Raw genomic sequence first — 25,802 nt, 5'->3', positions numbered from 1 at the left:
CCGCTGGTACCCCGGCCTGTGTCAGGCCTCCTGGCAGAGGCCTTCGGACTCCATCGAAACAGTGTGCGAACTATTCAACCCAACTTCGCCAGAGCGCCGCAAGCCTGGGTCGGGCCTCAGCCCTTCACCGCGATCGCGGTGATTTCCACCAGCCAGCCCGGCGGCACCAGGCGGATCACTTGGGCGCGGGTACGGGTCGGCACACGGGGTTGCTCGGCGGTGCCAAAGTAGCGGTTGTAGACCGCCGAGAAACCCTCGAAATCCGCGGCGCCGTCCAGCGCCGGGTCGCCGACCAGCAGGGCCTGCATGCTGATCACGTCGCCGAGGGCATAGCCGTGGCGTTGCAGGGTCGCGGCGATCTGCTCGATCACGCTGCGGGTCTGGGCGGCGGTGTCGCCGTAGGCGGCGACGCTGCCGGGCGCGGCGCTGGCGTCGATGATGGCCGGGCCGACGCCGCTGAGCACCAGCTGGCGCGCGCCGCCGGGGATTTCTATGGCTTCGGCGAACTCGCGCGCCCAGGGCTCGACGCCGTGGGCCGGGTTGAGGTGGCGGACGACCGCGTCCTGCTGTTGCTCGCTCATGGGCATTCCTCGGGTGACGGGACGCCGAGCTAAACGCAGGCGGACGGGGTTTGTCGACCGCTTTCGCCGGGCGGCCGCAGGCGACCTATCGGGCTGGATCGGGCGTTTCCGGTCATCCGTCCGGTTTTCGCAACCTGTGCGGGGCCGCGGCGGACTAAACCTTGGCAGCGCGGAAACGCCGCCGTCTCCGGCTCATGCGGAACGGCGCCGGTACGGCTGCAGCGCTGAGGTTTTTTTGGAGAACACCATGAGAGCTCGTCACCGGATCGGCAAGATCGCCACGCGTTCCCCCTTCGATACCCCCGTAAACCTGCGCCGCGCCTGCGCGGCCGTCGCGTTGTCGCTGTCCACGGTACTCGCGGCGCCTGCCATCGCGGCGGATTGCTCCACCACCGACGCCAAGGGCAATCAGTGCATCAAGGAGTTGTACAACACCTCCAAGCCCGACGCCGCCGGCGTCAGCCATGACATCGCCTTCCAGAACAGCTGCGACCACGACGTGATCGTCGATGTGCGGCGCAAGAGCGGCGACATCGTTTCCAACGAGGTCGCCGCCGGCAAGCAGAGCAAGCTGAGTTGCGTCGACCACGAGGGCTACTCGCGCAACTGCGGTGGCTTCGAGTCCTGGAAGGCGCGCTGCGAATGATCCAAGCCTGATCGGCGCCCCGCCGGGGCGTGCCGACACCATTGCGTTACCCGAGGGCGTTCCATGATCGGTGTAGTCATCCCTGCACATAACGAAGAAGAGTGTCTTGCCCGTTGCCTGCGCGCCGTCATGCGCTCGGCGGAGCACCCGCAGCTGGCCGGTGAACCGGTTCATGTGATGGTGGTGCTGGACGCCTGCGACGACGGTTCCCGCTGGGTCGTCGAGCAGTATCCGGTCAGCCTGCTGGAGATTCACGCCCGCAATGTCGGCGTCGCCCGTGCCGAAGGCGCGGCACGCCTGATCGCCGCCGGGGCGCGCTGGATCGCCTGCACCGACGCCGACACCCTGGTGCCCGAGGACTGGCTCGCGGCGCAGCTTTCCTACGGCGCCGACGCGGTTTGCGGCGTGGTCGAGGTGGATGACTGGAGCGCGCATTCGGCCGACGTGCGCAGCCGCTACGAAGCCGCGTACTTCGACCAGGAAGACCATCGGCACATCCACGGCGCCAACTTCGGCATCAGCAGCAGTGCCTACCTGAAGGCCGGCGGCTTCCCCGCGCTGACTGCCCACGAGGACGTGCACCTGGTGCGCCGCCTGCAGGAGATAGGCGCGCGCATCGCCTGGAGCCGCTCGGTGCGGGTCAAGACCAGTTCGAGGCTGGAGTGCCGCGCGCCCGAGGGCTTCGGGCATTACCTGCGGTCCCTGGCCAACGCCGCGCTGTAGCGCCCGCCGATGAACGTGATCACGCTGGTTCACGGGCGTGCGACGCAGCTCGCCAACCTGATCGCCGGGCTCGAGCAGTCGACCGTGCCGGTGGCGGCCTTGTGGGTGGTGTGGATGAACGAGGCGCCGAGTCCGCTGTACAGCGAGCGTTTCGCGATCCATGCGCTGCGGGTCGACGGCGAGAACGGCGCGCTGCCGCTGGCGCGCGCACGCAACGCGATCCGTGGACGGGACCAGGCGCAGCCCTGGGTGTTCCTCGATGTGGACTGCATTCCCTCACCGGGGCTGCTGAGTGGTTATCGCCAGGCGCTGCGGGCACACCCGCAGGCGCTGCACCTGGGCGAGGTGCGTTATCTGCCGCCGTCGGCCAACGACTCCGGCTGGACCGCGCAGAGCCTGCACGCCGCCAGCGTCGCCCATCCGCTGAGCGTGTTTCGCGGCGAAACCGGGCAGCCGATGCCGCATCACCTGTTCTGGTCGCTGAATTTCGCCTGCCGTGGCGAGGTGTTCGAGCGCATCGGTGGCTTCGACGACGGCTACCTGGGTTACGGCGCCGAAGACACCGACTTCGCCTACCGTGCCCGCGAACGCGGCGTCGAGCTGCGCAGCGCCGACGCCCTGGCCTATCACCAGTACCACCCGACCTACCGCCCGCCGCTCAACCACTTCGCGGCCATCGTCGCCAATGCCCGGCGTTTCCATGCGCGCTGGAACGAGTGGCCGATGGGCGACTGGCTCGGCGGTTTCGCCGAGCGTGGCCTGATCGACTGGCGCGACGACGAAATAGAGGTACTGCGTCAGCCCAGCGCCGCCGAGATCGCCGCCTGTTTCAACGAGGCCCGCACGGGCTTCTGAAGGTTTCCGCCATCACGTTCTCGATGATCGCCGCGCAGCGCGCCGTGGCCTGCGCATCGGCCCAGGCCTGCCAGGTACGCGGGTCGAGCCCCTCGGCACGGGCCAGCAGCGACGGCCACCGGCTCGCCTCCGGCCAGGCCTCCAGGCCAATGGCCACGCCCAGTTGTTCCAGCCGCCGCGCCTGCTGCAGTTGCTCGTCGAAGGGACGCTCTTCGGCGATGGCGATGTAGCGGCAGCCCAGCGAGGCGGCCTCCGCCACCAGGCTGTCGCCGGCACTGCCGATCACCACCTCCGCGCGGCGCATTTCGTCCGCCGGATCGTCCAGCGTGCCCAGGTAGGTGAGGTTGTCGGGCACTTGCGTCGGTTTGCCCTGGAGGGCGCCGGCGACGTACAGCGAGCGTTGCGGGCAGGCGCGGGCCAGCTCGGCCAGCCCGGCGTGGCTGAAGGCGCTGCCGCCGCGCCCGTTGATCACCAGCACGCGGCCCGCTTGCGGTTCGGCGGCCGCGCTGCCGGCGTAGCGCGACACCCAGCCCGCGTAACGGGTCTTGGCGAGCACCTCGGCGGGCGTGTCGGGGCTTTCCATCGCCGGCGGAAAGGGCGCCAGCAGCGCCGTCGCGGTGGCGTAGGCCTGGCGGTGCGCGGGGTCGTCGCGGCGGCCATGCTGGCGCAGGTAGAGGGTCGGCACGCCTAACAGCCGCGCCAGCAGCGCGACCTCTACCGAGACGTCGACCACCAGCAGGCACGGCCAGGTCGCGCGCATCCAGTCGCCGAGCAGGCCCATGCGTTCGCGCAGGCCGTCCACCGCCAGCGGCGCGTAGTGCAGGGTGTCGAAGCGCTCGACGCGCATGCCCGGGGCGGTGTCGCCGGGCAGATCCAGGCGCCCGACAGAGGCCGGCAGCGGCGGCAGGTTGGAGCCGATCAGCGTCACCGGGCAATCCAGCTGCCGGGCGATCGCCAGCGCGCGGGTGGCGTGACCGGCGCCGTGGTGATGGACGTAATAGCCGACCTGCGGTTCAGCCATGCGCGTGGCTCGCCACGACATCGCGCAGCAGCTGCTCGTAGCGCGTCAGCATCAGCTCGTGGCTCCACTGCGCCTCGGCGTGGCGCCGGCAGGCCGCTCGTGATTTGCCCCGCGCCACCCGCAGAGCATTGGCGAGGCCCGCCACGTCGCCCGCCGCGGCGAGCGCTCCGGTGTTCTCGTCGAGGAGGTCGGCCAGCGCGCCACGGTCGAACGCGGCCACCGGTGTACCGCAGGCCAGCGCCTCGGCGACCACCAGACCGAAGGGTTCTTCCCAGCACGGCGTGACCAGCGCCACCGAGGCCCGCGCCAGCTCCTCGACCAGGACCTCGCGCGGCAGGTGGCCGAGGTACTCGACGCCGTCGCCCAGGCGCGGCGCGATCTGTTCGGCGAAATAGTCCGGATCGACCGCGTGCCCGGCCAGGCGCAGCGGCACGCCGGCGAGCCGGGCCGCGTCGATGGCCAGGTGCGCGCCCTTGTCCGGCACCAGCCGGCCGAACCAGAACGCGTGCTCGCCGGGCTCGCCGCGCGGCGACCAGTGCGCCAGGTCGATGCCGTTGGGAATCACCGCGCAGTCGGGCAGCAGCTCGGCCCAGGCCCGCGCATTGGCCGCGGAAATGGTGCAGAAGCGCGCGTTGCGCGGGCTGCTGCGCAGGGCGCGGTAGGCGTTGATCAGCTCGAAGAACGGCGGCGTATGCAGCACCGTCAGCATCGGTGTGCGGATCATCGAGGCCATGGTCGCCGGCACGTAATGCAGGCTGTTGTTGAAGACGATGTCGAAGCCGTGGTCGTCGATGCCCTGCATCACCGCGAGGTAGGCGTGGTGTTCCTGGAGGTAGTCCTCCGAGAGGCTGGCGTGTCGCCGCGCGCCGTTCACGTAGGTGTCGTCGCTCCACACCGGCACCAGGTTCAGCTCCGCCGCGCTGGACGAGCTGGCGAACAGCGTCACCGCGTGGCCGCGTTGCTGGAGGCCGCGGGTGATGTCGTAGGTGAAGGCTTCCAGGCCGCCGGCGAAGGGCTGGCGGATCGGATGCTGGATGTGCGTGAGCACGCCGATGCGCAGCGGCGCCGGCGGCGCGGCCGGGTCGATGGCATCGGTGAGGACGGGTTCGAGAAGGGGCAGCCGCATGGCGCGTATCCGCTGGGGGGGTTGCTGTTCGAGGCTGCGCGCCGGGTTTTGGTTCTGCCGGTTGTCGGCGCGCGGCGCTCAGCCCGCGCCGCGGCCCGCCAGCACCGAGCGAAGCATGCTTTCCAGTGCCTGTGGCGTGTAGGGTTTGCTCAGCAGGTGGGTGTCGGCGCTCAGTTGCTGATTGCGCGAGATGACGTCGCGGGTGAAGCCGGAGGTGAACAGCAGCGGAACCGGCGGCGTCTGCCGCCGCGCCCAGTCCGCGAGGTCGCTGCTCTTGATCCGGCCCGGCATCACCACGTCGGTGAAGATCAGGTCGACCCGCGTGCCCTCGTCGAGGAGCTGCTGGGCGAGCTCGCCGTTCGCCGCGGTCAGCACCCGGTAGCCCAGCTGTTGCAGCAGTTCGACCGCAGTGGCGCGCACGCCCGCGTCGTCTTCCACCACCAGGATGGTTTCGCCGCCGCACGCGCTGCATTCGTCGCTCGCCTGCGGCTCTTCGTCCGGCGCGTTGCGCGCACTGCGCGGGAAGTACATCTGCACCGTCGAGCCGACGCCGTGCTCGCTGATGATTTCGGTATGCCCGCCGCTCTGCTTGACGAAGCCGAACACCATGCTCAGGCCGAGGCCGGTGCTGTGGCCTTCGGGCTTGGTGGTGAAGAACGGCTCGAACGCGTGTTCCAGCACCTCCTGGGTCATGCCGATGCCGTTGTCGCACACTGACAGGCACACGTAGTCGCCGGGCTCGACCTGCTTGCCGGCGCAGAAGGCTTCGTCGAGGGTGACGTTCTCGCCGGTGATGCGGATGGTGCCCTCGCCCTGCATCGCATCGCGGGCGTTGATCGCCAGGTTCAGCAGGGCGTTCTCCAGCTGGTTGCGGTCGACGTAGATGGGCCAGGAATCCCGCGGCAGCTGCACGTCGAGGTGGATGGTTTCGCCCAGCGCGCGCTGGAACAGTTCGCCGAGGCCCTGGTAGATGCGCAGCGGGTCGCACTGGGTGGGCTGCAACTGCTGGCGGCGGGCGAAGGAGAGCAACTGCGAGGAGAGCTTGGCGCCACGGTCGACGGCGCCGAGTGCGACCTGCACATAGCGCTGCGCGCGCTCGTTGGCCGGTTCCAGCCGTGCCAGCAGGTGCAGGTTGCCGGCGATCACCTGGAGCATGTTGTTGAAGTCGTGGGCGACGCCGCCGGTGAGGCCGCCGATCGCCTCGAGTTTCTGCGACTGGCGCAGGCGTTCCTCGACCTCGGAGCGCGCCTGCACCTCGGCCTCGACGCGCTGCTCGAGCTGGTGGGTGAGCTGCAGCAGTTCATCCTCGGCGATCTTGCGTTCATGGATGTCGATCAGCACGCCGGGGAAGCGCAGCGGCTGGCCCTGTTCGCCGAACTCGCAGCGGCCGCTGGCGAGCACCCACTGGTAACTGCCGTCGGGCTGGCGGATGCGGTATTCGGCCTTGAAGGGCACGCGCAGGGCGATGGTTTGCTCGACCTGGCGGTTGAGGTGGTCGAGGTCGTCCGGGTGGATCATCTGCATCGCCCTGTCGTTCGGCAGGCCCTGCTCTACCTGCTCCACGGGCAGGAGGAACGTCCGCGCGAAACGCGCATCGCCGGACAGCAGGTTGGTCTCGAGGTCCCAGACGAACAGGCCGCGCACGGCGCCGGAGCTGAGCGCCAGGTGCAGGCGCTCGTTGGCTTCGCGGTAGGCGGACTCGGCTTCCTGGCGGCGCCGCTCGGAAACCATCCGCTCGGTGGTCTCCACCACGATCGCCATCACGCCCGCCGGCGCGCCGTCGTCGCCCGGCACCGGGCTGTAGTAGAGGTCCATCCACACCTCTTCCGGCTTGCCGTGGCGCAGCAGCACCAGTTCCTTGTCGCGGTAGGAGAGGGTGCCGCCGGCCAGGCAGGTGTCCATCACGTTGCGGTTGAACTCGGCGACTTCCGGCCAGCCCAGCTCCACCGGCGAGCCGAGGAGGTAGGGATGGCGGCCGCCGGCGAACACCGAGTAGGCGTCGTTGTAGATCATGTAGCCGGGACGCCCCCAGAGCATCACCAGCGGCACCGGCGAGCCGAGAAGGAACTGCACGGCGTTGCACAGGCTGTGCGACCAGCCTTCCAGTGGCCCCAGCTCGGTGGTGGACCAGTCGAAGGCGCGGATACGTTCGGACATCTCGCCACGCCAGCCTTGGCAACCGTGGCTCTGGGACAGGAAGGGAGAAGGCATCGAATCACTCGTGGTGTGGCTTGCCGACCGGCTCGGCTGGTTCAGCTTCGAGCGTTATAAACGGGAATAATTCGCCGTCGTGCGGCGCGAGGCTGCGCCTTCGCCGGCCGCGGGCTCTCCACGCTCGATCGCCCAGGGATTCCCAGGGCTCAGTCCTGGCGGAAGACCAGCGCCTTGAGGCCGCCGTCGGCCTCGAGGTCGGCGAACTCCGGCGGGTTTTCCAGGCGTTCGACGAAGCGCAGGGCGGGGGCCTCGCGGGCCATGCCGTCGACGAGGAAGTCGGCGCCGATGCCCGGATCGTTCACGCAGGCCAGCACGCTGCCGCCGGCGTTCAGCAGTTCGGGCAGTCGGCGGAGGATCTTCTGGTAGTCCTGAGTCAGCGCGAAGCTGCCCTTCTGGAAGGACGGCGGGTCGATGACGATCAGGTCGTAGGGGCCGAGCTTGCGCACCTTGCCCCAGGACTTGAACAGCTCGTGGCCGAGGAAGCTGACGCGCTGCAGGTCCTGGTCGTTGAGCCGGTGATTGTCGCGTCCCCGGCTCAGCGCGGCGCGCGCCATGTCTAGGTTGACCACCTGTTCGGCGCCACCGGCCAGCGCCGCCACCGAGAAGCCGCAGGTATAGGCGAAGAGGTTCAGCACGCGCTTGCCGGCGGCGTTGGCCTGCACCCAGCGGCGACCGTAGCGCATGTCGAGGAACAGCCCGCTGTTCTGCTTGCGGCCGAAATCCAGCAGGAAACGCAGGCCGCCTTCGCTGATCACCGCTTCCTCGATGGCCTCGCCGATCAGCGCCTCGGTGGCGCTGTCGGGCAGGTAGCGGTGCTGCAGCAACAGGGTCCGCGCGCCGCTGCTCCGCCAGGCGGGCGTTTCGCCCAGCGCCCGCAACAGCCGCTTCAGCGCGTCGAGTTCCTCCGCCGCCGGCTCGCGGAACAGGCACACCAGCAGCACGCCCTGCATCCAGTCTACGGTGATCTGCTCCAGCCCCGGCCAGCGCCGGCCGCGGCCGTGGAACAGGCGGCGCGTTTCATCGGGAAGCGCCGCGAGCGCGGCGAGCAGGTGCTGGTTCAGGGTGGCGAGGGCGTCGGCGTTCATCGGGCGGATTCGCAGGAGGGGGCGGCATTCTAGCCGCCACGCGCGTCGCTGCCGAATCGCGCTGCTGGATTGCCCACGACACCGTGCGGTGGTTGGCGAAACCTCGCCTGGTGGGTTACGGCGCGGAAGCACCGCGAATGCCCGGACCGGCGCGGAGCGCCTGACCCACCCTACGGCAGTTCCCCACCTCGACGTAGGGTGGGTTAGCGGCGAACGTGCAATTGTTCGGCCCCCCACCGATCCCCACCGCCGCGTAGCCCACCGGGCGGTGCTGGGCGATACTCCGCCTGGTGGGTACGGCGCGGAAATCCCGTGAATGGCCGGACCGGCGCGGAGCGCCTGACCCACCCTACGGATGCGCCCACCTCGACGTAGGGTGGGTTGGCGGCGAACGTGCGATTGTTCGGCCCTCCACCGATCCCCACCGCCGCGTAACCCACCGGGCGGTGGTGGGCGATACTCCGGCTGGTGGGTACGGCGCGGAAGCACCGCGAATGCCCGGACCGGCGCGGAGCGCCTGACCCACCCTACGGATGCGCCCACCTCGACGTAGGGTGGGTTAGCGGCGAACGTGCAATTGTTCGGCCCCCCACCGATCCCCACCGCCGCGTAACCCACCGGGCGGTGGTGGGCGATACTCCGGCTGGTGGGTTACGGCGCGGAACCCCCGCGAATGCCCGGACCGGCGCGGAACGCCTAACCCACCCTACGGTTGCGCCTCATCCCGCCGGCATTGGCCCGCCACCGATCTCATCGCCGCTTAACCCCGCGCGCAACCCTCAGCCGGCGATGCCGAATACCTTGGCCAGGTGCGCCTGGTAGCGCGCCACATCCGCTTCGATCGCCGGGACCTTCATCACGTCGACGGCGAGGAAGGTCGGCAGGGCGGTCATGCCGAGGAACTGATTGGCCTTGTGGAAGGGGAAATACACCGCGTCCACGCCCTTGGCTTCGAAGAAGTCGGTGGGGTCGTCGAAGGCCTGCTGCGGCGCGTTCCAGGTGGCCGAGATCATGTACTGCTTGCCGTGCAGCAGGCCGCCGCTGCCGTACTTCTGCGAGGCGTCGGAGCGGGTCCGGCCGTCGTTGGCGTAGAGGCTGCCGTGGCCTTCGGTGAAGACTTCGTCGATGTACTTCTTAACCGTCCAGGGTGCGCCCATCCACCAGCCCGGCATCTGCCAGACGACCACATCGGCCCAGAGGAACTTGGCGACTTCCTCGGCGACGTCGTAGCCGCCGTCGATGAAGGTGGTCTTCACGTCGAAGCCGGCGTGGTCGAGGTAGGCCAGCGCGGCCTCGTGCAGGGTGGCGTTGTAGCGGCCGTCGGAGTGGGCGAACTGCTTGCCGCCGTTGAGCAGGAGAATCTTCTTCATTGCGAATGTCCCGTAAAGGTTTGAATGGCGCTCACCTTACGGGCCCCGCGGGGGCGGAAAAAGCCGCTTCCGGGCACATCAATTGTGCGCGAGATTCACCAATCCAATTTTGACTCGTGATTTACGATGCGGTCCTTACCTGTCCAAGGAGCAAACGAGCATGAGCGAGCCCTACGGTTTCATCCTGAAAGCACACACCCGTGCGGAAAAATCCGCGGCCTTCGAGGCGCTGTTCCGCGGCTACGTCGAAGCCAGCCGCGCCGAACCGGGGTGCATCGAGTACCACATGCTGCGCGACGCCGAGGACCCCACGCTGTTCATCTTCTTCGAGGTCTGGGCCTCACGCGAACACCTTGAGGTGCACTCGGCTCTGCCGCACATGCAGCGCTTCCACGCGCAGCGGATGGACTACCTGCGCGAGGATTTCGCCATCCGCCGCATCGACATGCTCAGCCCCGCGTCCGGGCCTAACTGAGGTTCGGCGCCTGGCTTTCGGCTTCCGCGAGTTTGGCCAGGGTGGAGATACGCGCCGGGCTGAACGGCGGACGTGGCGAGGGTGGCTGCCAGCCAAACAGGAATTGCGCGGCGCTGCCGCACACGCGGCCCTGGCAGGCGCCCATACCGCAGCGGCTGCTCAGCTTGGCTTCGGTCCAGCCGCTGCGCCCGCCGAGGGCTGAGAGCGGCACGTCCTCGCAACGGCAGACCAGGGTGTCCGGCTGCGCCAACCGGCGCAGCGCCGGGTCGAGGGCGAAGGCTTGGTTGAGGCGGTCGGCGAAGCGTTGCCAGCGTTGCCGCTGCGGCCATAGCGCACGGGCTTCGGCCAGCATACCGACCGCCGCGTGGCCGGCGATGGCGCCTTCGGCCAGCGCCAGTTCGCTGCCGCCGAACCCGGTGCATTCGCCAGCGGCGTAATGATCGACGCGGCTGCTGGCCTGCCAGGTATCGACGCGGATCGCGCCGTCGCTCAGCGCGCAGCCAAGCGCCTCGCCGATCTGCGTGTTGGGCACCAGGCCGAAGCCGCAGGCGAGGCGTTCGCAGGCGATTTCCTCGACCCGCTTGCCGACCTGCAGGCGCACGCCTTCGAGCCGCTCGCTGCCGAGCGCGGCGAGCACGTGGCTGCCGGTACGGTAGCTCGCATCGAACATTTCCAGCGCCTGCCAGGCCTTGTTCGGCCAGGCCCAGAGCGCGCTGGCGAAACGCCCCACGGCGGCCAGCGAGGCCTGCTCGGCGATACGCACGAGACGTGCGCCGCGCGCCTTGGCGGTGGCGGCGCTGGCCAGCAGCAGCGGGCCGCTGCCGGCGATCACCAGGCGCTCGCCGTCCACCGGCAGGCCGCCCTTGATCAGTGCCTGCAGGCCACCGGCGCCGGTCACGCCGGGTAGCGTCCAGCCGGGGAAGGGCAGCAGCAGTTCGCGTGCGCCGGTGCAGAGGATCAGCTTGTCGTAGCCGAGCAGCCAGCCGCGCTCGGCGTCTTCCAGCAGTAGCTGTTTCGGCCCGGCGAGGGCGATGACCTTGCAGCCGGCATGGCGCCGCACGTTGGCGCAGGCGTCGAGGCGCGCACGCATTTCGCGGGCCTTGGGCGGCAGCTCGGCATGCGGGCCGTCGCGCCAGATCTGCCCGCCGGGCAACGGGTTGTCGTCGAGCAGGGCGATGCGCGCGCCGCTCGGCGCGGCGGCGAGGGCGGCGGCCATGCCGGCCGGGCCGGCGCCGATGATCAGCAGGTCGACCGCCTCGCTCATGGCCGGGTCTCCACCCGCATGCCCTCGCGGCAGAGCGTCTGGCAGGCCAGCCGGCGCACGCCGTCGATGCTCACCCTACATTCCTGGCAGATGCCCATGCCGCAGAGCGGCGCGCGGCGCTGGCCGCTGACCGAGGTGCGCGCGCAGCCGTCGCCGCCCAGGGCGAGCGCGGCGGCCACGCTGGTGCCGTCGGCGACGCGCAGCGGGCGACCGTCGAGAAGGAGTTCAGGCATGCGCGGTGTCTCCGAAAAAACGCAGAGGCGAGTAATCCTGCGCCGCCAGGGGCGAGGTCTCGCCGAGCAGTTGGGCGACCAGCAGGTCGGCGGTGCCGGGCGCGGTGGTCACGCCGAGGCCCTCGTGGCCGACCGCCAGCCAGAGGCCCGGTCGTTGCGGATGTTCGCCAACCAGCGGCAGGCCGTCCGGGCTGGCGGCGCGAAAGCCGGTCCAGCTGCGGATCGCGTTGAGGTCGCCCAGGCCGGGCATGTAGTGCAGGGCGCGGCCGAGCATCTTCGCCAGCATCCAGCCTTCCACCGCCGGGTCGACGCTGTCGAACTGCCGCGAGGCGCCGATGAACAGCTGGCCGGTGGGACGCGGCTGGATGTTGCAGGCGGCGGACGGGCCGGTCGCATTGTGCGCGCTGGTGACGTAACCCAGCTCGACCAGCGTGTGCCGGACCTTGCCGGGATAGCGGTCGGTGATCAGCAGGTGGCCCTTCTTCGGCACGATCGGCAGTTCCGGGCACAGCGTGCCGGCCTGCACGCCGTTGGCCAGCAGCACGGCCTGGGCGGCGAGCCATTGGCCGTCGGCCAGGCGCACGCGGTTGCCGTCGATCTCGACCACCTCGGCGCGCTGCTGGCGGATGCGCGCGGGGTCGCTTTCCAGCAGCCAGCGCGCGGTGTTCGGTGCATAGAGAATGCCGTCGCCGGTGACCTTCAGGGCGCCGAGCAGGTCGTCGCGCAGTTCCGGTTCGGCCTCGCGCAGCGCCTGCGCGCCGAGCATCTCGCAGGCCAGCCCGCGGGCGCTCAGCACGGCGTGCTTGGCTTCGGCCACCGCCAGCTCCTCGGGGTTCTCCGCCAGCCACAGCGTGCCGTTGCTGCGGTAGGCGCAGCCCTCGGGCAGTTCGGGCGCCAGGTCGCGCCAGCGCTGCAACGAGTATTCGCTCAGCGCCAGCTCGGCCGGGTTGTCGTCGAGCACCAGCAGGTGGCCCATGCCGGCGGCGGTGGCGCCGGGCAGGCCGGCGTCCAGCACCCTTACGTCGAGGCCACGCCGGGCCAGGGCATGGGCGCAATAGGCGCCGACGATGCCGGCGCCGATGACGATGACGTCGGCGGCGCAGCCGTCGCTCACGGGCGGATGCCCCAGGCGAAGGGGTCGTCGTCCTCGATGATCAGCGTCGCTTCGGCGCTGATGTTGGCACGCCCGCGGATGGTCGGCACGATCCGCTCGCCCTGCCATTCGAAGCTGCCCTCGAACCGGCTGCCGATCACGCTGGCCTGGCGCCAGGTCTCGCCGGGTTGCAGCTTGCCGTCGGCCGCCAGGCACGCCAGCTTGGCGCTGGTGCCGGTGCCGCAGGGCGAGCGGTCGTAGGCCTTGCCAGGGCAGAGCACGAAGTTGCGGCTGTCGGCGGGCAGCCAGGCTGCTGCGCTCGATGGGGCTTCGTTAGGAGCAGGCTCAGAATGCTCATTTACTGCTTGTAAACTGCGCTTCTTCGCCTGCTCCTGCCTCGCCCCCTCTTCGCTCGCGACGCTTGGCGGCGAGCCGTTCGGGGGTGTGTCCTCGGCAAACAGCTCGATGTGGTCGATCAGGCCGCCGTCTTCGCCGCGAATGCCCTGGTCTTCCAGGGCCTTCTGCACCGCGACGGTGTAGGCGGTGAGGGTGTCGAGGTTGTCGCCGGCGATGCGCAGGCCGTGTTCGGCGATCAGGAAGAACCAGTTGCCGCCCCAGGCGATGTCGCCGGTCACCCGTCCGTAGCCGGGTACCTCCAGGCCGACGGCCTGGCGGTAGCGGTAGGACGGCACGTTGCGCACGCTCACCGAGCGGTCGTCGTGCAGCGTCGCTTCGACGGTGCCGACCGGCGTCTCGATCTTGTGCACGCCGGGTTCGATCCAGCCCAGGTGCGCCAGGGACACCACCAGGCCGATGGTGCCGTGGCCACACATGCCCAGGTAGCCGCTGTTGTTGAAGAAGATCACCCCGGCGCAGGCCTCGGGATCGACCGGCTTGCAGTACAGCGCGCCGACCAGCACGTCGCTGCCACGCGGCTCCAGCACGCTGGCGGCGCGCCAGTCGTCATGCCGTTCGGCGAGAATCTGCCGGCGCTCGGCCATGCTGCCGGTGCCGAGGTCGGGGAAACCGTCCAGCACCAGCCGGGTGGGTTCGCCGCCGGTGTGGGAATCGAGGACGCGGATGCGTTTCATGCTGCCACCTGAAGCCTGTGAAGGCGCCTAGAGTGGCGCTGGAGGCGGCCGCGGGGCTTGATGGATTTCAGCCTCGCCGATGACGAAATCGGCACGATGCAAAGATGCTGCGGGAAGCCCGGCAAGCACCCCTAGACTTCGGTGATCTCTTCGTTCGGCAGCTGTGCGTAGAGCGTCCGGCAGACGCCGATGATGTGCTGTTCGATCAGTTCGGCGGCGCGCTCGGCGTCGCGATCGGCACAGGCGCGGAGGATCTCCCGGTGTTCCTGGTCGGCGCGTTGCTTGCCCTCGGGGAAGGTCATCTGCATGCGCAGGTAGCGCTCCACCTTGTCGTGGATCGAGCGGATCAGGTTGAGCAGGAACGGCCGTTGCGCGGCTTCGTACAGGCAGGTGTGGAACGCCCAGTTCAGCTCGGCCCAGCGGCCGACGTTGTCGTCGACGATGAATTCGTCGCAGATCGCCGTGGCCCGTTCGAGCTGCGCGCGGGTCATCTTCGGCACCGCCAGGCGGATCGCCTGCACCTCGAGGAGTACCCGCACCTCGAAGATCTGCGCCAGTTCCGGCTCGGAAATCCGCGTGACCACGGCGCCCTTGTTGCGCAGGAACTGCACCAGGCCCTCGGCTTCCAGGCGCTTGAGCGCCTCGCGCACGGGAATCTTGCTGACGTTGAACAGCCGCGCGATGTCATCCTGGCGGATCGGCTCGTCCTCGGCGAAATGCCCGGAAATGATCGCTTCGCGCAGGTGCTTGGCGATCACCTCGGAGGCCGAGGGAGCGAGGCCGAGGTTGGGTGCGTTGAGAATCGCCAGGGGCATGGGAAGGGGTCCGTTATCGAAGTTTGAATATTGTATACGAGCGACATGGCCGTTGCAGTCGCGCGCATGCCGGCGCGAGCGGTCGGTGATCGTACAACCTCGATCGGGTATGATCGATCCTGCCGAACAGCCATTAAGAATCTTCCATGGAAAGTCCAGATACCCCGCCGCTGCGCACCCGGCGCAAGCACCGCAGCCTCGCCCAGGAGCTGGTCACCGAACTGTCGCAGCAGATTCGCGACGGGGTGATCAAGCGTGGCGACAAGCTGCCCACCGAGTCGGCGATCATGGAAGAGCAGGGCGTCAGTCGCACCGTGGTCCGCGAGGCGCTGTCCCGGCTGCAGGCGTCCGGCCTGGTGGAAACGCGCCACGGCATCGGCACCTTCGTGCTTGATACGCCAAGCCCCAGTGGCTTTCGCATCGACCCGGCGACCATCGTCACCCTGCGCGACGTGCTGGCGGTGCTCGAATTGCGCATCAGCCTGGAGATCGAGTCGGCCGGCCTGGCGGCGCAGCGCCGTTCGGCGGAACAGCTCGCGGCGATGCGCGCGGCGCTGGATGCGCTGAATCTCAGCGTCGCGCATGCCAGCGATGCGGTCGCCTCGGACTTCCAGTTCCACCTGCAGATCGCTCAGGCCACCGGCAACCGCTATTTCACCGACATCATGACCCACCTGGGCACCAGCATCATTCCGCGCACGCGGGTGAATTCGGCGCGCATCGCCCATGATGACCAACAGCACTACCTGTCCCGCCTCAGCCGCGAGCACGAGGAAATCTACGAAGCCATCGCCCGCCAGGACTCCGACGCCGCCCGCGCCGCGATGCGCCTGCACCTCACCAACAGCCGCGAGCGCCTGCGCCAGGCGCACGAGCAGGCCGAGCAACTGCGGGGCTGAGGCTTCCAGCCGTTGCCGTCTTGGGATCGATGATCGCGAATACGCTTTTAGGCCGTAGGTAGAGGCGCCGCGCCAGACTGGCCGGCTCTTTTCCCGTGCCGGTATCGAGGCCTTGGGTATCGCGGACGCCACCGTTCGGCATCCTGCGGTGACGGGGTATCCCTGGCTGGGATCTGTCGTTATCAGTTGTAATACGACTGCATAGTTTACGGCCGCTGAGCGACGCGGGTGTTTACGCGAATTCCTGCGGGCTAAACCGAGGATAGCCAGCAAACCTGTAGACGAAGGTCGTAGGCGCGAATTCTCGGGCTTGTATTTTCAATCTACAGTTGTACGATGACATACGACATAGCGTAGCTCGCTCGTATTCCTCCATCGCTTTGCAGGGTGTTCCCATAATGAATCCACAAGAACTCAAGTCCATCCTCTCCTCCGGCCTGCTGTCCTTTCCGGTCACCGACTTCGACGCCGCCGGCGAATTCAATCCGGCCGGCTACGTGCGCCGCCTGGAATGGCTGTCCCAATACGGCGCGAGCGCGCTGTTCGCCGCTGGCGGAACCGGCGAGTTCTTCTCCCTCGCGCCGGACGAATACGGTTCGGTGATCAAGACCGCGGTGGATACCTGCGCCAGCAGCGTGCCGATCCTCGCCGGCGTCGGCGGCCCGACCCGCCTGGCCATCCAGTACGCGCAGGAGGCCGAACGCCTGGGCGCCAAGGGCCTGCTGCTGCTGCCGCACTACCTCACCGAAGCCAGCCAGGAAGGCGTGGCCGCCCACGTCGAACAGGTCTGCCGCTCGGTGGACATCGGCGTGGTGGTCTACAACCGCAACGTCTGCCGCCTGACTCCCGTGCTGCTCGAGCAACTGGCCGAGCGCTGCCCGAACCTGATCGGCTACAAGGACGGCCTGGGCGACATCGAGCTGATGGTCTCGATCCGCCGCCGCCTGGGTGACCGCTTCAGCTACCTCGGCGGCCTGCCGACCGCGGAAGTCTATGCCGCCGCCTACAAGGCGCTGGGCGTGCCGGTGTACTCCTCGGCGGTGTTCAACTTCCTGCCGCGCACCGCGATGGACTTCTACCGCGCCATCGCCGCCGACGATCACGAGACCGTGGGCAAGCTGATCGACGATTTCTTCCTGCCGTACCTGGACATCCGCAACCGCCGCAAGGGCTACGCGGTGAGCATCGTCAAGGCCGGGGCGAAGATCGCCGGTTACGACGCCGGCCCGGTGCGTGCGCCGCTGACCGACCTGCTGCCCGCCGAGTACGAGGCGCTGGAAGCGCTGATGAGCACCCAGGGCGCTCAATAAGAGGACGCTTCCCCATGGCACAACGATTCGACAATTTCATCGGCGGCGAGTGGGTTGCCGGCGTCGGCTACACCGACAACATCAACCCGTCGGACCTGTCCGATTCCATCGGCGAGTACGCCCAGGCCGACGCGGCCCAGGTCGCCCAGGCGATCGAGGCGGCGCATCGCGCATTTCCGGCCTGGTCGGTGTCCGGTATCCAGGCGCGTGCCGATTCGCTGGAGAAGGTCGGCCTGGAAATCCTCGCCCGCCGCGAGGAGCTGGGCGCGCTGCTGGCCCGCGAGGAGGGCAAGACGCTGCCCGAGGCGATCGGCGAAGTCGTGCGCGCCGGCAACATCTTCAAGTTCTTCGCCGGCGAATGCCTGCGCCAGAGCGGCGATCTGCTCGACTCGGTACGCCCCGGCGTCAGCGTCGAGGTGACCCGCGAACCCCTGGGCGTGATCGGCCTGATCACGCCGTGGAACTTCCCCATCGCCATCCCGGCCTGGAAGATCGCCCCGGCGCTCGCCTACGGCAACTGCGTGGTGTTCAAACCGGCGGACCTGGTGCCGGGCTGCGCCTGGGCGCTGGCCGAGATCATCTCGCGCGCCGGCTTCCCGGCGGGCGTGTTCAACCTGGTGATGGGCGCGGGCCGCGTGGTCGGCGAGGCCATCGTCGGCGACAGGCGCGTGGACGGCATCAGCTTCACCGGCTCGGTCGGCGTGGGTCGCAGCATCGCCACTCAATGCGTCGCCCGCGGTGCCAAGGTGCAGCTGGAAATGGGCGGCAAGAACCCGCAGGTGATCCTCGACGATGCGGACCTCGCCGTCGCCGTGGAGCTGGCCACGCAGAGCGCCTTCTATTCCACCGGCCAGCGTTGCACGGCGTCCAGCCGGCTGATCGTCACCGCCGGCATACACGACCGTTTCGTCGAGGCGATGAGCGAGCGGATGCGTTCGATCAAGGTCGGCCACGCGCTGGAGCAGGGCGTTCACGTCGGTCCGGTGGTGTCGCAGGCGCAGCTCGAGCAGGACCTGCGCTACATCGCCCTGGGCCTGGAAGAGGGCGCGCGGCTGGTGTCCGGCGGGGAGCGCGTGAGTTGCGCGAAGGATGGTTATTACCTGGCGCCGACACTGTTCGCCGACAGCGATGCGCAGATGCGCATCAGCCGCGAGGAAATCTTCGGCCCGGTGGCCAACATCGTCCGCGTGGCCGACTACGAGGCGGCGCTGGCGATGGCCAACGACACCGAGTTCGGCCTGTCGGCCGGCATCGCGACCACCTCGCTGAAGTACGCCAACCACTTCAAGCGCCACTCCCAGGCCGGGATGGTGATGGTCAACCTGCCCACCGCGGGCGTCGACTATCACGTGCCGTTCGGCGGTCGCAAAGGCTCGTCCTACGGGGCTCGCGAGCAGGGGCGCTATGCCCGCGAGTTCTATACGACGGTGAAGACCACCTACATCGGCTGAGAACCTGTTCATGATCTGCTGCGCGTCGGCCCTACTGCGTTAAAAAACGGGCTCGGACGCTCATTTACAGCTCGTAAACTCCGCGCCCTCGCCCGTTTTTGACCAGTCGGAGGCTGTTACTAGCGTAGCGCCTTGTATGGCTCTAGCTCGCGAGATCGTGAACAGGTTCTGAGGACAGCAGCAGTAAGCGGAACGGCGCCGATGGGCGCCGGCCCGTGGCAACACTGCGGCGAGGCACGCGAAAAAACGCGCCTCGCCGGCCGCACGGATGGCGGCAAACGAACCAGTAGACCCCGCCACAAAAACAAAAGTGGGAGTAACCGCTGTGCAAGACACCCAGAAGACTCACGTCCGCTATTTGATTCTGCTGATGCTGTTCCTGGTCACCACGATCAACTACGCCGACCGCGCCACCATTTCCATCGCCGGCTCCAGCCTGCAGAAAGACCTCGGCATCGACGCCGTCACCCTCGGCTACATCTTCTCCGCCTTTGGCTGGGCCTACGTGCTCGGGCAGATCCCGGGCGGCTGGCTGCTCGACCGCTTCGGCTCGAAGAAGGTCTACGCCGCCGGCATCTTCATCTGGTCGCTGTTCACCCTGTTGCAGGGCTTCGTCGGCGGCCTGCCGGTGGCCTGGGCGGTCACCACGCTGTTCGTCCTGCGCTTCATGGTCGGCTTCGCCGAGGCGCCCTCGTTCCCCGGCAATGCGCGCATCGTCGCGGCCTGGTTCCCTACCGCGGAGCGCGGCACGGCCTCGGCCATCTTCAACTCGGCGCAGTATTTCGCCACTGCGCTGTTCGCGCCGATCATGGGCTGGATCGTGCATTCCATGGGCTGGGAACACGTGTTCGTGGTCATGGGCGTGCTCGGCATCCTCTTCTCCATCATCTGGATGAAGACGATCTACAACCCCAAGGAACACCCGCGCATCAACCAGGCGGAGATCGACCACATCGAACAGAACGGCGGCCTGGTGGACATGGACCAGACCCGCAAGAGCGACGGCCCGCGCTGGGACTACGTGCGCCAGCTGCTGACCAACCGCATGCTGCTGGGCGTGTACCTGAGCCAGTACTGCATCAACGCCATCACCTACTTCTTCCTCACCTGGTTTCCGGTGTACCTGGTGCAGGAACGCGGCATGACCATCCTTAAGGCCGGCTTCATCGCCTCGCTGCCGGCGATCTGCGGCTTCATCGGCGGCGTGCTGGGCGGGGTGATCTCCGACTACCTGCTGCGCAAGGGCCATTCGCTGACCTTCGCCCGCAAGCTGCCGATCGTCTGCGGCCTGACCCTGTCGACCACCATGGTGTTCTGCAACTACGTCCAGGCGGACTGGATGGTGGTCGGCTTCATGACCCTGGCGTTCTTCGGCAAGGGCATCGGCGCGCTCGGCTGGGCGGTGGTGGCGGACACCTCGCCCAAGCAGATCGCCGGCCTCTCCGGCGGCCTGTTCAACACCTTCGGCAACATCGCCTCGATCACCACGCCGATCGTCATCGGCTACATCATCGCCGCCACCGGTTCGTTCAAGTGGGCGCTGGTGTTCGTCGGTGCCAACGCGGTGCTGGCGGTGTTCAGCTACCTGGTCATCGTCGGCAAGATCCGGCGCGTGGTGCTGCATGACGACGACGGCGACGCCGGCACCCAGGTGGTGGATGGCAAACTGGCCGACGCGCGTAGCTGACCGATACCACTCCCGGTTCGCCGGGAGGCTTCACCCCTGACAACGACAACAAGGGCCAACCCATGCAGTTGATCGAACATTCCGATTCCCCGCGTTACGTGCGCCTGCACGATGACGACAACGTCGTGGTGGTGGTGAACGACCAGGGCGTCGCTGCCGGCAGCCGTTTTCCCGATGGGCTGACGGTGATCGAAGGCGTTCCGCAGAGCCACAAGGTGGCGCTGCGCGACATCCCCGCGGGCGGCCCGGTGCTGCGTTACGGGCAGGTCATCGGCTACGCCCGCGAGCCCCTGCGCCAGGGCAGCTGGGTGAAGGAAACCCAGCTCGACATGCCGTCGGCGCCGCCGCTGGACAGCCTGCCTATGTCCGACGCGGTGCCGTCCTCGCTGCCGCCGCTGGAAGGCTTCACCTTCGAGGGTTACCGCAATGCCGACGGCACCGTGGGCACGCGCAACATCCTCGGCATCACCACCACCGTGCAGTGCGTCACCGGCGTGCTCGACCACGCGGTGTCGCGCATCCGCAAGGAACTGCTGCCCAAGTACCCGAACGTCGACGACGTGGTGGCGCTGACCCACAGCTACGGCTGCGGCGTGGCGATCACCGCGCGCGACGCCTACATCCCGATCCGTACCGTGCGCAACCTGGCACGCAACCCGAACCTGGGCGGCGAGGCGCTAGTGATCGGCCTCGGCTGCGAGAAACTCCAGGCCTCCCAAGTGATGCACGAGGACGATCCGTCCGTCGACCTCTCCGAGCAGTGGCTGTACCGCCTGCAGGATTCGCGCAACGGCTTCGTCGAGATGATCGAGCAGATCATGGAACTGGCCGAGGCGCGCCTGCAGAAACTCGACCAGCGCCGCCGCGAGACCGTGCCGGCCTCCGAGCTGATCCTCGGCATGCAGTGCGGTGGCAGCGATGCCTTCTCCGGCATCACCGCCAATCCGGTGCTGGGATACGCCTCGGACCTGCTGATCCGCGCCGGCGCCACGGTGATGTTCTCCGAGGTCACCGAAGTGCGCGACGCCATCTACATGCTCACCTCGCGCGCGGAAAACACCGAGGTGGCCAACGCGCTGGTGCGCGAGATGGACTGGTACGACCGTTACCTGCAGAGCGGCGAGGCCGACCGCAGCGCCAACACCACGCCCGGCAACAAGAAGGGCGGGCTGTCGAACATCGTCGAGAAATCCCTCGGCTCGATCGTCAAATCCGGCAGCAGCGCGATCAACGGCGTGCTCGGCCCGGGCGAGCGGGTCAGCCGCAAAGGCCTGATCTTCTGCGCCACGCCGGCCAGCGACTTCGTCTGCGGCACCCTGCAGCTCGCCGCCGGGATGAACCTCCACGTGTTCACCACCGGCCGCGGCACGCCCTACGGCCTGGCCATGGCACCGGTGGTCAAGGTGTCCACCCGCACCGAGCTGGCCGAGCGCTGGCCGGACCTGATCGACATCGACGCCGGGCGCATCGCCAGTGGCCGGGCGACCCTCGAGGAGATGGGCTGGGAGCTGTTCCGCTACTACCTGGACGTCGCCAGCGGCCGCCAGCAGACCTGGGCCGAGCGCCACGTGCTGCACAACGATCTGGTGCTGTTCAACCCCGCGCCGATCACCTGATCGGCCTTGCCGCCCCGGCGCCGCCCGCCTGGCGTGCCGGTGGGCGCCGTTGCAGCGCCCGAACTGTCCGCCATCATGGCAAACCCCGCCGCGAGGGATAAGATCGCGTCTCTGCGCTGAAGTCTGCGAATCGCCCGCCGATAACCCCTGGTGTCCGTGTTTTCGTGCGTCGCGCAGCGGCCCGATCACTTCAACAGCCCCACGGGAGTTCCATGTCCTCATCCTTCGCCAAGAGCGATGCGCTCTCCCTGCTCCTGTTCACCTTGCGCAGCGGCAAGCTGATGGCAATCAACCTGCTCAAGGTCAGCGAGATCATCCCCTGCCCACGGCTGACCCATCTGCCGGATTCCCACCCGCACGTTGAAGGCATCGCCACCCTGCGCGGCGTCGCCCTGTCGGTGATCAACCTCAGCCGGGCGATCGGCGAGCAGCCGCTGAGCGATCCCGCCGCCGGCTGCCTGATCGTCACCCAGGTCAGCCGTTCCACCCAGGGCCTGCACGTGCAGGGCGTGACCCGGATCGTCCACTGCCGTACCAGCGACATCCGCCCGCCGCCCTATGGCTCCGGGCGCAAGTCGTTCATCACCGGCACCGCCGAGGTGGACGGCGAGCTGATCCAGATCCTGGACATCGAAAAGGTCATCCACGGCATCGCGCCGGCGCCCATCGAGCTGGGCGTGGACGAACTGGATAGCGAGGATGCGCAACTGCTGTCGGAGGCGCGGGTGCTGGTGGTGGACGACAGCCAGGTCGCGCTGCACCAGTCGCTGATTTCGCTGCAGCACCTGGGCGTGGTCTGCCACACCGCCCACAGCGCGCGCGAGGGGATGTCGATTCTCGAAGCGCTGCACGGCAGCGAGGACGCCATCAACATCGTCGTCTCGGACATCGAGATGCCCGAGATGGACGGCTACAGCTTCACCCAGAGCCTGCGCCGGCACGCCGACTTCCGTGATATCTACGTGCTGCTGCACACCTCTCTGGATGCCACGATGAGTGCCGCCCGAGCCACGGAAGCGGGAGCCAACGACGTGCTCACCAAGTTCTCCGCGCCGGAGCTGGGCAAGTGCCTGGTGCGGGCCGTGCGCGCCAATCACGCGGCGCGCATCCGCTAACGGTTGCCGGGAAGGCGCCGATGGCTCGGCGCCTGGTCGGGACGCGCGTGGCTCAGCCGCCGCGGGCCGCCGCCAGGCTGGCGACCAGCTTGGGCTGGCAGTTGAGGTAGACCGACGACTGCAGCCAGCGCTGGTCCGGGTAGTAGGAGAACATGAACTGCCCTCCCTTGAGGCTGTCCACCACTTGTTGCGCCACTTCCGGGCGCACGGCGGGGCAGCCGAGGCTACGGCCGATGCGGCCCTGGCTCCGGATCAGCGCGGGACTCACGTAATCGGCCGGATGGATGACGATGGCGCGCTCGCGGGCGCGGTCGTTGATCCCCGGCTCCAGGCCGTCCATGCGCAGCGAGTAGCCATGTTTGCCGATGTAGCTTTCCTGGGTGCGGAACAGCCCCAGGCTCGACTGATTGCTGCCCTCGACGTTGGAAAAGCGCGTCGCCAGGTTTTCCCCGGATTTCTGCCCGTGGGCGACCAGGTCGCTGAGCACCAGCCGGTTGCTCCGCAGGTCGAAGATCCACAGGCGCCGTTCGGTGGACGGCCGCGAGAAGTCGATGATCGCCAACCGCTGCGCCGGCAGCGCGCCGTTGTTGATGGCGCAACGCATCGCCGAAACGGCGTGCTGGAGGATCTTGCGATTGAGCTGTGGCGCCTGGGCGGCGAGGGTATCCACCTGGCGATCCGGCAGTCGCGGCGCGGCCGAAAGCGGGTTCGCCAGCATCCCCATGCAGACGGCTGCCAAACCGAGCCGTCGAAAAATTGTCATCATGCAGGTAGGTCTCTGTAGTGCGGCTTCCCGGCGTTCAGCGGCCGGTTCCGTCTCGTGAGGTCGTTGTGCCTCGCAATTCTCATGCCTGCGGCGTACCGCGAAGTGCGCGGATTCTAGCAGGCGATCCGCCGTTCGGAGTCGAAAAGTTGCTCAATAAACGTACACTTGGTCTGGTTGGGCTGGCGCTGGCCGCCCCGCTGGCATCGGCGCAGGACGTCCTCGTCAACCCGATCCAGCAGCAATTGGCGGACACCCGCTTCGGCTGCGTGCAGCCCGCGCCGGCGCTGAGCGAAGTCGATCGCGAGTGGCTGCAGGCCTTCTACCTGCAACGCGGGTTCCAGCCGGCCTGGACGGACGAGCGTCTGCAGCGGCTGTTCACCCAGCTGGATGACCTCGCCGACGACGGCCTCGACCCGCAGGCGTACCAGGTGCATCCGCTTCGCCAGCTGGCGCAGTTCGAGCAGCCTTCGCCACAGCTGTCCGCCTGCACCGAGGTGCTCGCCTCCAGCGCCTACCTGCAGGCGCTCCGGCATCTGGCGTTCGGCCGTCTGGAGCAGGCCAAGGTCGAGCCGATGTGGCAACCCGAGGGCAGCCAGCCGACCCTCGACCGCGGGCCGCTGCTGCACCTGGCGGAGGACCACCTGTCCGATCCCGCCCTGGCGTTCGCCGAGGCGCGGCCGGCCACCGAGGCCTACCAGAAGCTGCGCCTGCGTTACGCCGAATTGCGCCGACAGCCGCTGCCTTCCTGGCTCGCGGTGCCCGCCGGACCGCTGCTGAAGCCCGGCGCGGTGGATGCGCGCGTGCCGCTGCTGGAACAGCGCCTGCTGCTGCGCGGCGACCTCGCCCAGGGAGTGCCGCCCGCCGAAGCCGGCCAGGGCGCGGTCTACTCGCCGGAGCTGGTCGCGGCCGTGGAAGCCTTCCAGGGCCGCCATCTGCTCAAGCAGGACGGCGTGATCGGCCCGTCCACCCTCACCGAACTGAACCGCTCGGCCAGCGAGCGCATGGATCAGATCCGCGTGAACCTCGAGCGGCTGCGCTGGCTCGCCCACCAGCTCAGCCCGACCGGCGTACTGGTGGACGTGGCGGGCAGCGAAGTGGCGTTCTACCGCGACGACAAGCTGGTCTGGCGCGCGCGCACCCAGGTCGGGCGCCCGTCCCGGCCGACGCCGCTGCTGCGCTCGCAGATCACCCACCTGACGCTGAACCCGACCTGGACCGTGCCGCCGACCATCCTGCGCGAAGACAAGCTGCCCGAACTGCAGCGCGACGCCGCCGGCTACCTGGCCAGCAACAACATGCAGGTGATCGATTACGACGGCAACGCGGTCGATCCGCGGGGCGTCGACTGGACCCATCCGGGGCGCATTCTGATCCGCCAGGAGCCCGGCCCGCACAATGCCCTCGGCCGCGTGGCGATCCGCTTCCCCAACCCGTTCTCGGTGTACCTGCACGACACGCCGAGCCAGCGCCTGTTCGACAACCTGCCGCGGACCTTCAGCTCGGGCTGCGTGCGCGTGGAGCGGGTCTCCGAGCTGATCGACCAGTTGCTCGCCGAGGTCACGCCGAGGGAACGCGAACGCATCGCCCGGCTGTGGGAAACCGGCCGCACGCTGCGCGCCGACCTGCCCAAGCCGGTGCCGATCCTGATGGCTTACTGGACCGCCCAGGTCGGCGACGACGGCCAGCTGCAGTTCCGCCCTGACATGTACGGCTACGACGCGCGCGTGCTCGCCGCGCTGAATGCGGCGGGCAAGCGTGGCTAGCGCGGGTGGACGCGGCGCCTGTGACGCCCCTTTCGCAGGCATGAAAAAAGCCGGGCATCTCGCGATACCCGGCTTTTTCGTTTGCCTGACCGATCAGCTGTTGCGGATCAGATGGTCGAAGGCGCTCAGCGAGGCCTTCGCGCCTTCGCCGACGGCTATAACGATCTGCTTGTACGGCACCGTGGTCACGTCGCCGGCGGCGAAGATGCCCGGCAGCGAGGTTTCGCCGCGCGCATCGACGATGATCTCGCCGCGGGGCGACAGCTCCACCGAGCCTTTCAGCCAGTCGGAGTTCGGCAGCAGGCCGATCTGCACGAAGATGCCTTCCAGCTCCAGGGAGACGAACTCGTCGGAGTTGCGATCCTTGTAGACCAGGCCGGTGACTTTCTGCCCGTCGCCCTTGACCTCGCTGGTCAGCGCGCTGGTGATCACGCTGACGTTGGGCAGGCTGTAGAGCTTCTTCTGCAGGACCGCATCGGCGCGCAGCTTGCTGTCGAACTCCAGCAGCGTGACCTGGGAAACGATGCCGGCCAGGTCGATGGCCGCTTCGACGCCGGAGTTGCCGCCGCCGATCACCGCCACGCGCTTGCCCTTGAACAGCGG

At 68.3% G+C, this 25,802-nt stretch carries 24 protein-coding genes; 11 read left to right on the top strand and 13 right to left on the bottom strand.

The features are described from left to right. Positions 1 to 116 precede the first annotated feature (116 nt). Positions 117 to 581 carry a RidA family protein gene (locus tag B3E91_RS11380; RefSeq protein WP_273232911.1) on the bottom strand — a complete coding sequence of 155 codons (465 nt, stop codon included), beginning with the start codon at positions 579 to 581 and terminating at the stop codon, positions 117 to 119. Between the two features lie 247 nt (positions 582 to 828). Here B3E91_RS11380 and B3E91_RS11375 point away from each other — a divergent pair, with 247 nt between their 5' ends. From B3E91_RS11375 to B3E91_RS11365, 3 genes are all read left to right on the top strand, one after another. After that, complete coding sequence (locus B3E91_RS11375; protein WP_090228670.1) at positions 829 to 1,227, top strand: hypothetical protein; 399 nt, start codon at positions 829 to 831, stop codon at positions 1,225 to 1,227. Between the two features lie 63 nt (positions 1,228 to 1,290). Continuing rightward, positions 1,291 to 1,950 (top strand): glycosyltransferase, encoded by a 660-nt coding sequence (locus tag B3E91_RS11370; RefSeq protein WP_287029514.1) that lies wholly within the window; start codon positions 1,291 to 1,293, stop codon positions 1,948 to 1,950. A 9-nt stretch (positions 1,951 to 1,959) separates the two neighbouring features. Further along, positions 1,960 to 2,805 (top strand): glycosyltransferase family 2 protein, encoded by an 846-nt coding sequence (locus B3E91_RS11365; protein WP_287029513.1) that lies wholly within the window; start codon positions 1,960 to 1,962, stop codon positions 2,803 to 2,805. Here the strand turns inward: B3E91_RS11365 and B3E91_RS11360 are convergent. The 5 genes from B3E91_RS11360 to B3E91_RS11340 all read right to left on the bottom strand — a co-directional run bounded on the left by B3E91_RS11360 (position 2,780) and on the right by B3E91_RS11340 (position 9,621). Continuing rightward, a complete protein-coding gene (locus tag B3E91_RS11360) occupies positions 2,780 to 3,826 on the bottom strand; it encodes a glycosyltransferase (RefSeq protein ID WP_287029512.1) in 1,047 nt (348 codons plus the stop codon). The genes B3E91_RS11365 and B3E91_RS11360 overlap by 26 nt on opposite strands. After that, entirely contained in the window at positions 3,819 to 4,952 is a 1,134-nt protein-coding gene (locus tag B3E91_RS11355; RefSeq protein WP_287029511.1) for a glycosyltransferase family 4 protein, read from the bottom strand. Before B3E91_RS11355 ends, B3E91_RS11360 begins: the two co-directional genes overlap by 8 nt. A 78-nt stretch (positions 4,953 to 5,030) precedes the next feature. Next, complete coding sequence (locus tag B3E91_RS11350) at positions 5,031 to 7,163, bottom strand: hybrid sensor histidine kinase/response regulator (RefSeq protein WP_287029509.1); 2,133 nt, start codon at positions 7,161 to 7,163, stop codon at positions 5,031 to 5,033. A gap of 149 nt (positions 7,164 to 7,312) precedes the next feature. Further along, positions 7,313 to 8,251 (bottom strand): class I SAM-dependent methyltransferase, encoded by a 939-nt coding sequence (locus tag B3E91_RS11345; protein WP_287029508.1) that lies wholly within the window; start codon positions 8,249 to 8,251, stop codon positions 7,313 to 7,315. A gap of 779 nt (positions 8,252 to 9,030) precedes the next feature. Beyond that, positions 9,031 to 9,621 carry an NAD(P)H-dependent oxidoreductase gene (locus B3E91_RS11340; protein ID WP_273232901.1) on the bottom strand — a complete coding sequence of 197 codons (591 nt, stop codon included), beginning with the start codon at positions 9,619 to 9,621 and terminating at the stop codon, positions 9,031 to 9,033. A 160-nt stretch (positions 9,622 to 9,781) separates the two neighbouring features. On the opposite strand from B3E91_RS11340, the gene B3E91_RS11335 reads away from it, so the two are divergent. Then, positions 9,782 to 10,096, top strand: a complete 315-nt coding sequence (locus B3E91_RS11335) for a putative quinol monooxygenase (RefSeq protein WP_287029507.1) — start codon at positions 9,782 to 9,784, stop codon at positions 10,094 to 10,096. Here the strand turns inward: B3E91_RS11335 and B3E91_RS11330 are convergent. The 5 genes from B3E91_RS11330 to B3E91_RS11310 form a co-directional block, all read right to left on the bottom strand. Then, entirely contained in the window at positions 10,089 to 11,360 is a 1,272-nt protein-coding gene (locus B3E91_RS11330) for an NAD(P)/FAD-dependent oxidoreductase (protein WP_287029506.1), read from the bottom strand. The two genes, B3E91_RS11335 and B3E91_RS11330, sit on opposite strands and share 8 nt — an antisense overlap. Further along, entirely contained in the window at positions 11,357 to 11,593 is a 237-nt protein-coding gene (locus B3E91_RS11325; RefSeq protein WP_287029505.1) for a (2Fe-2S)-binding protein, read from the bottom strand. The genes B3E91_RS11330 and B3E91_RS11325 overlap by 4 nt, the downstream gene beginning before the upstream one ends. After that, positions 11,586 to 12,707 (bottom strand): NAD(P)/FAD-dependent oxidoreductase, encoded by a 1,122-nt coding sequence (locus B3E91_RS11320; protein WP_287029504.1) that lies wholly within the window; start codon positions 12,705 to 12,707, stop codon positions 11,586 to 11,588. Before B3E91_RS11320 ends, B3E91_RS11325 begins: the two co-directional genes overlap by 8 nt. Then, positions 12,704 to 13,777 (bottom strand): proline racemase family protein, encoded by a 1,074-nt coding sequence (locus B3E91_RS11315; RefSeq protein ID WP_287029503.1) that lies wholly within the window; start codon positions 13,775 to 13,777, stop codon positions 12,704 to 12,706. The genes B3E91_RS11320 and B3E91_RS11315 overlap by 4 nt, the downstream gene beginning before the upstream one ends. A 131-nt stretch (positions 13,778 to 13,908) precedes the next feature. Beyond that, on the bottom strand, positions 13,909 to 14,580 hold the full coding sequence (locus B3E91_RS11310; RefSeq protein WP_273232937.1) for a GntR family transcriptional regulator: 672 nt from the start codon (positions 14,578 to 14,580) through the stop codon (positions 13,909 to 13,911). Between the two features lie 158 nt (positions 14,581 to 14,738). Between B3E91_RS11310 and B3E91_RS11305 the strand changes: the two genes are divergently transcribed. The 6 genes from B3E91_RS11305 (at position 14,739) to B3E91_RS11280 (ending at position 22,670) form a co-directional block, all read left to right on the top strand. Next, positions 14,739 to 15,491: a FadR/GntR family transcriptional regulator gene (locus B3E91_RS11305; RefSeq protein WP_273232893.1), complete on the top strand. Its 753-nt coding sequence runs from the start codon at positions 14,739 to 14,741 to the stop codon at positions 15,489 to 15,491. A 398-nt stretch (positions 15,492 to 15,889) separates the two neighbouring features. Then, entirely contained in the window at positions 15,890 to 16,801 is a 912-nt protein-coding gene (gene kdgD / locus B3E91_RS11300; RefSeq protein ID WP_273232891.1) for a 5-dehydro-4-deoxyglucarate dehydratase, read from the top strand. A 14-nt stretch (positions 16,802 to 16,815) separates the two neighbouring features. Continuing rightward, the gene (locus B3E91_RS11295; protein ID WP_287029502.1) at positions 16,816 to 18,252 is read left to right on the top strand and encodes an aldehyde dehydrogenase family protein; all 1,437 of its coding nucleotides are present in this window, start codon (positions 16,816 to 16,818) and stop codon (positions 18,250 to 18,252) included. Between the two features lie 325 nt (positions 18,253 to 18,577). Beyond that, positions 18,578 to 19,939 carry an MFS transporter gene (locus B3E91_RS11290; RefSeq protein ID WP_287029501.1) on the top strand — a complete coding sequence of 454 codons (1,362 nt, stop codon included), beginning with the start codon at positions 18,578 to 18,580 and terminating at the stop codon, positions 19,937 to 19,939. 62 nt (positions 19,940 to 20,001) lie between these two features. Beyond that, positions 20,002 to 21,555 (top strand): galactarate dehydratase, encoded by a 1,554-nt coding sequence (garD, locus tag B3E91_RS11285; RefSeq protein ID WP_090228635.1) that lies wholly within the window; start codon positions 20,002 to 20,004, stop codon positions 21,553 to 21,555. Positions 21,556 to 21,767: 212 nt separating this feature from the next. After that, a complete protein-coding gene (locus B3E91_RS11280) occupies positions 21,768 to 22,670 on the top strand; it encodes a chemotaxis protein (protein ID WP_090228632.1) in 903 nt (300 codons plus the stop codon). 52 nt (positions 22,671 to 22,722) lie between these two features. Here the strand turns inward: B3E91_RS11280 and B3E91_RS11275 are convergent, their stop codons facing one another. After that, entirely contained in the window at positions 22,723 to 23,436 is a 714-nt protein-coding gene (locus B3E91_RS11275) for a murein L,D-transpeptidase catalytic domain family protein (RefSeq protein ID WP_090228629.1), read from the bottom strand. 146 nt (positions 23,437 to 23,582) lie between these two features. Here B3E91_RS11275 and B3E91_RS11270 point away from each other — a divergent pair, with 146 nt between their 5' ends. Beyond that, the gene (locus B3E91_RS11270) at positions 23,583 to 25,199 is read left to right on the top strand and encodes a L,D-transpeptidase family protein (protein WP_287029500.1); all 1,617 of its coding nucleotides are present in this window, start codon (positions 23,583 to 23,585) and stop codon (positions 25,197 to 25,199) included. Between the two features lie 93 nt (positions 25,200 to 25,292). On the opposite strand, the gene B3E91_RS11265 is transcribed toward B3E91_RS11270, so the two are convergent. Continuing rightward, a partial coding sequence (locus tag B3E91_RS11265; RefSeq protein ID WP_287029497.1) for an FAD-dependent oxidoreductase occupies positions 25,293 to 25,802 on the bottom strand: 510 nt, incomplete at its 5' end.

It is taken from the genome of Pseudomonas sp. UBA6310, assembly GCF_002438225.1.
Taxonomy (GTDB): Bacteria; Pseudomonadota; Gammaproteobacteria; order Pseudomonadales; family Pseudomonadaceae; genus Pseudomonas_O; species Pseudomonas_O kuykendallii.
Note: the sequence above shows the minus strand (reverse complement) of the source record. Positions and strands in the feature narration are given on the sequence as shown.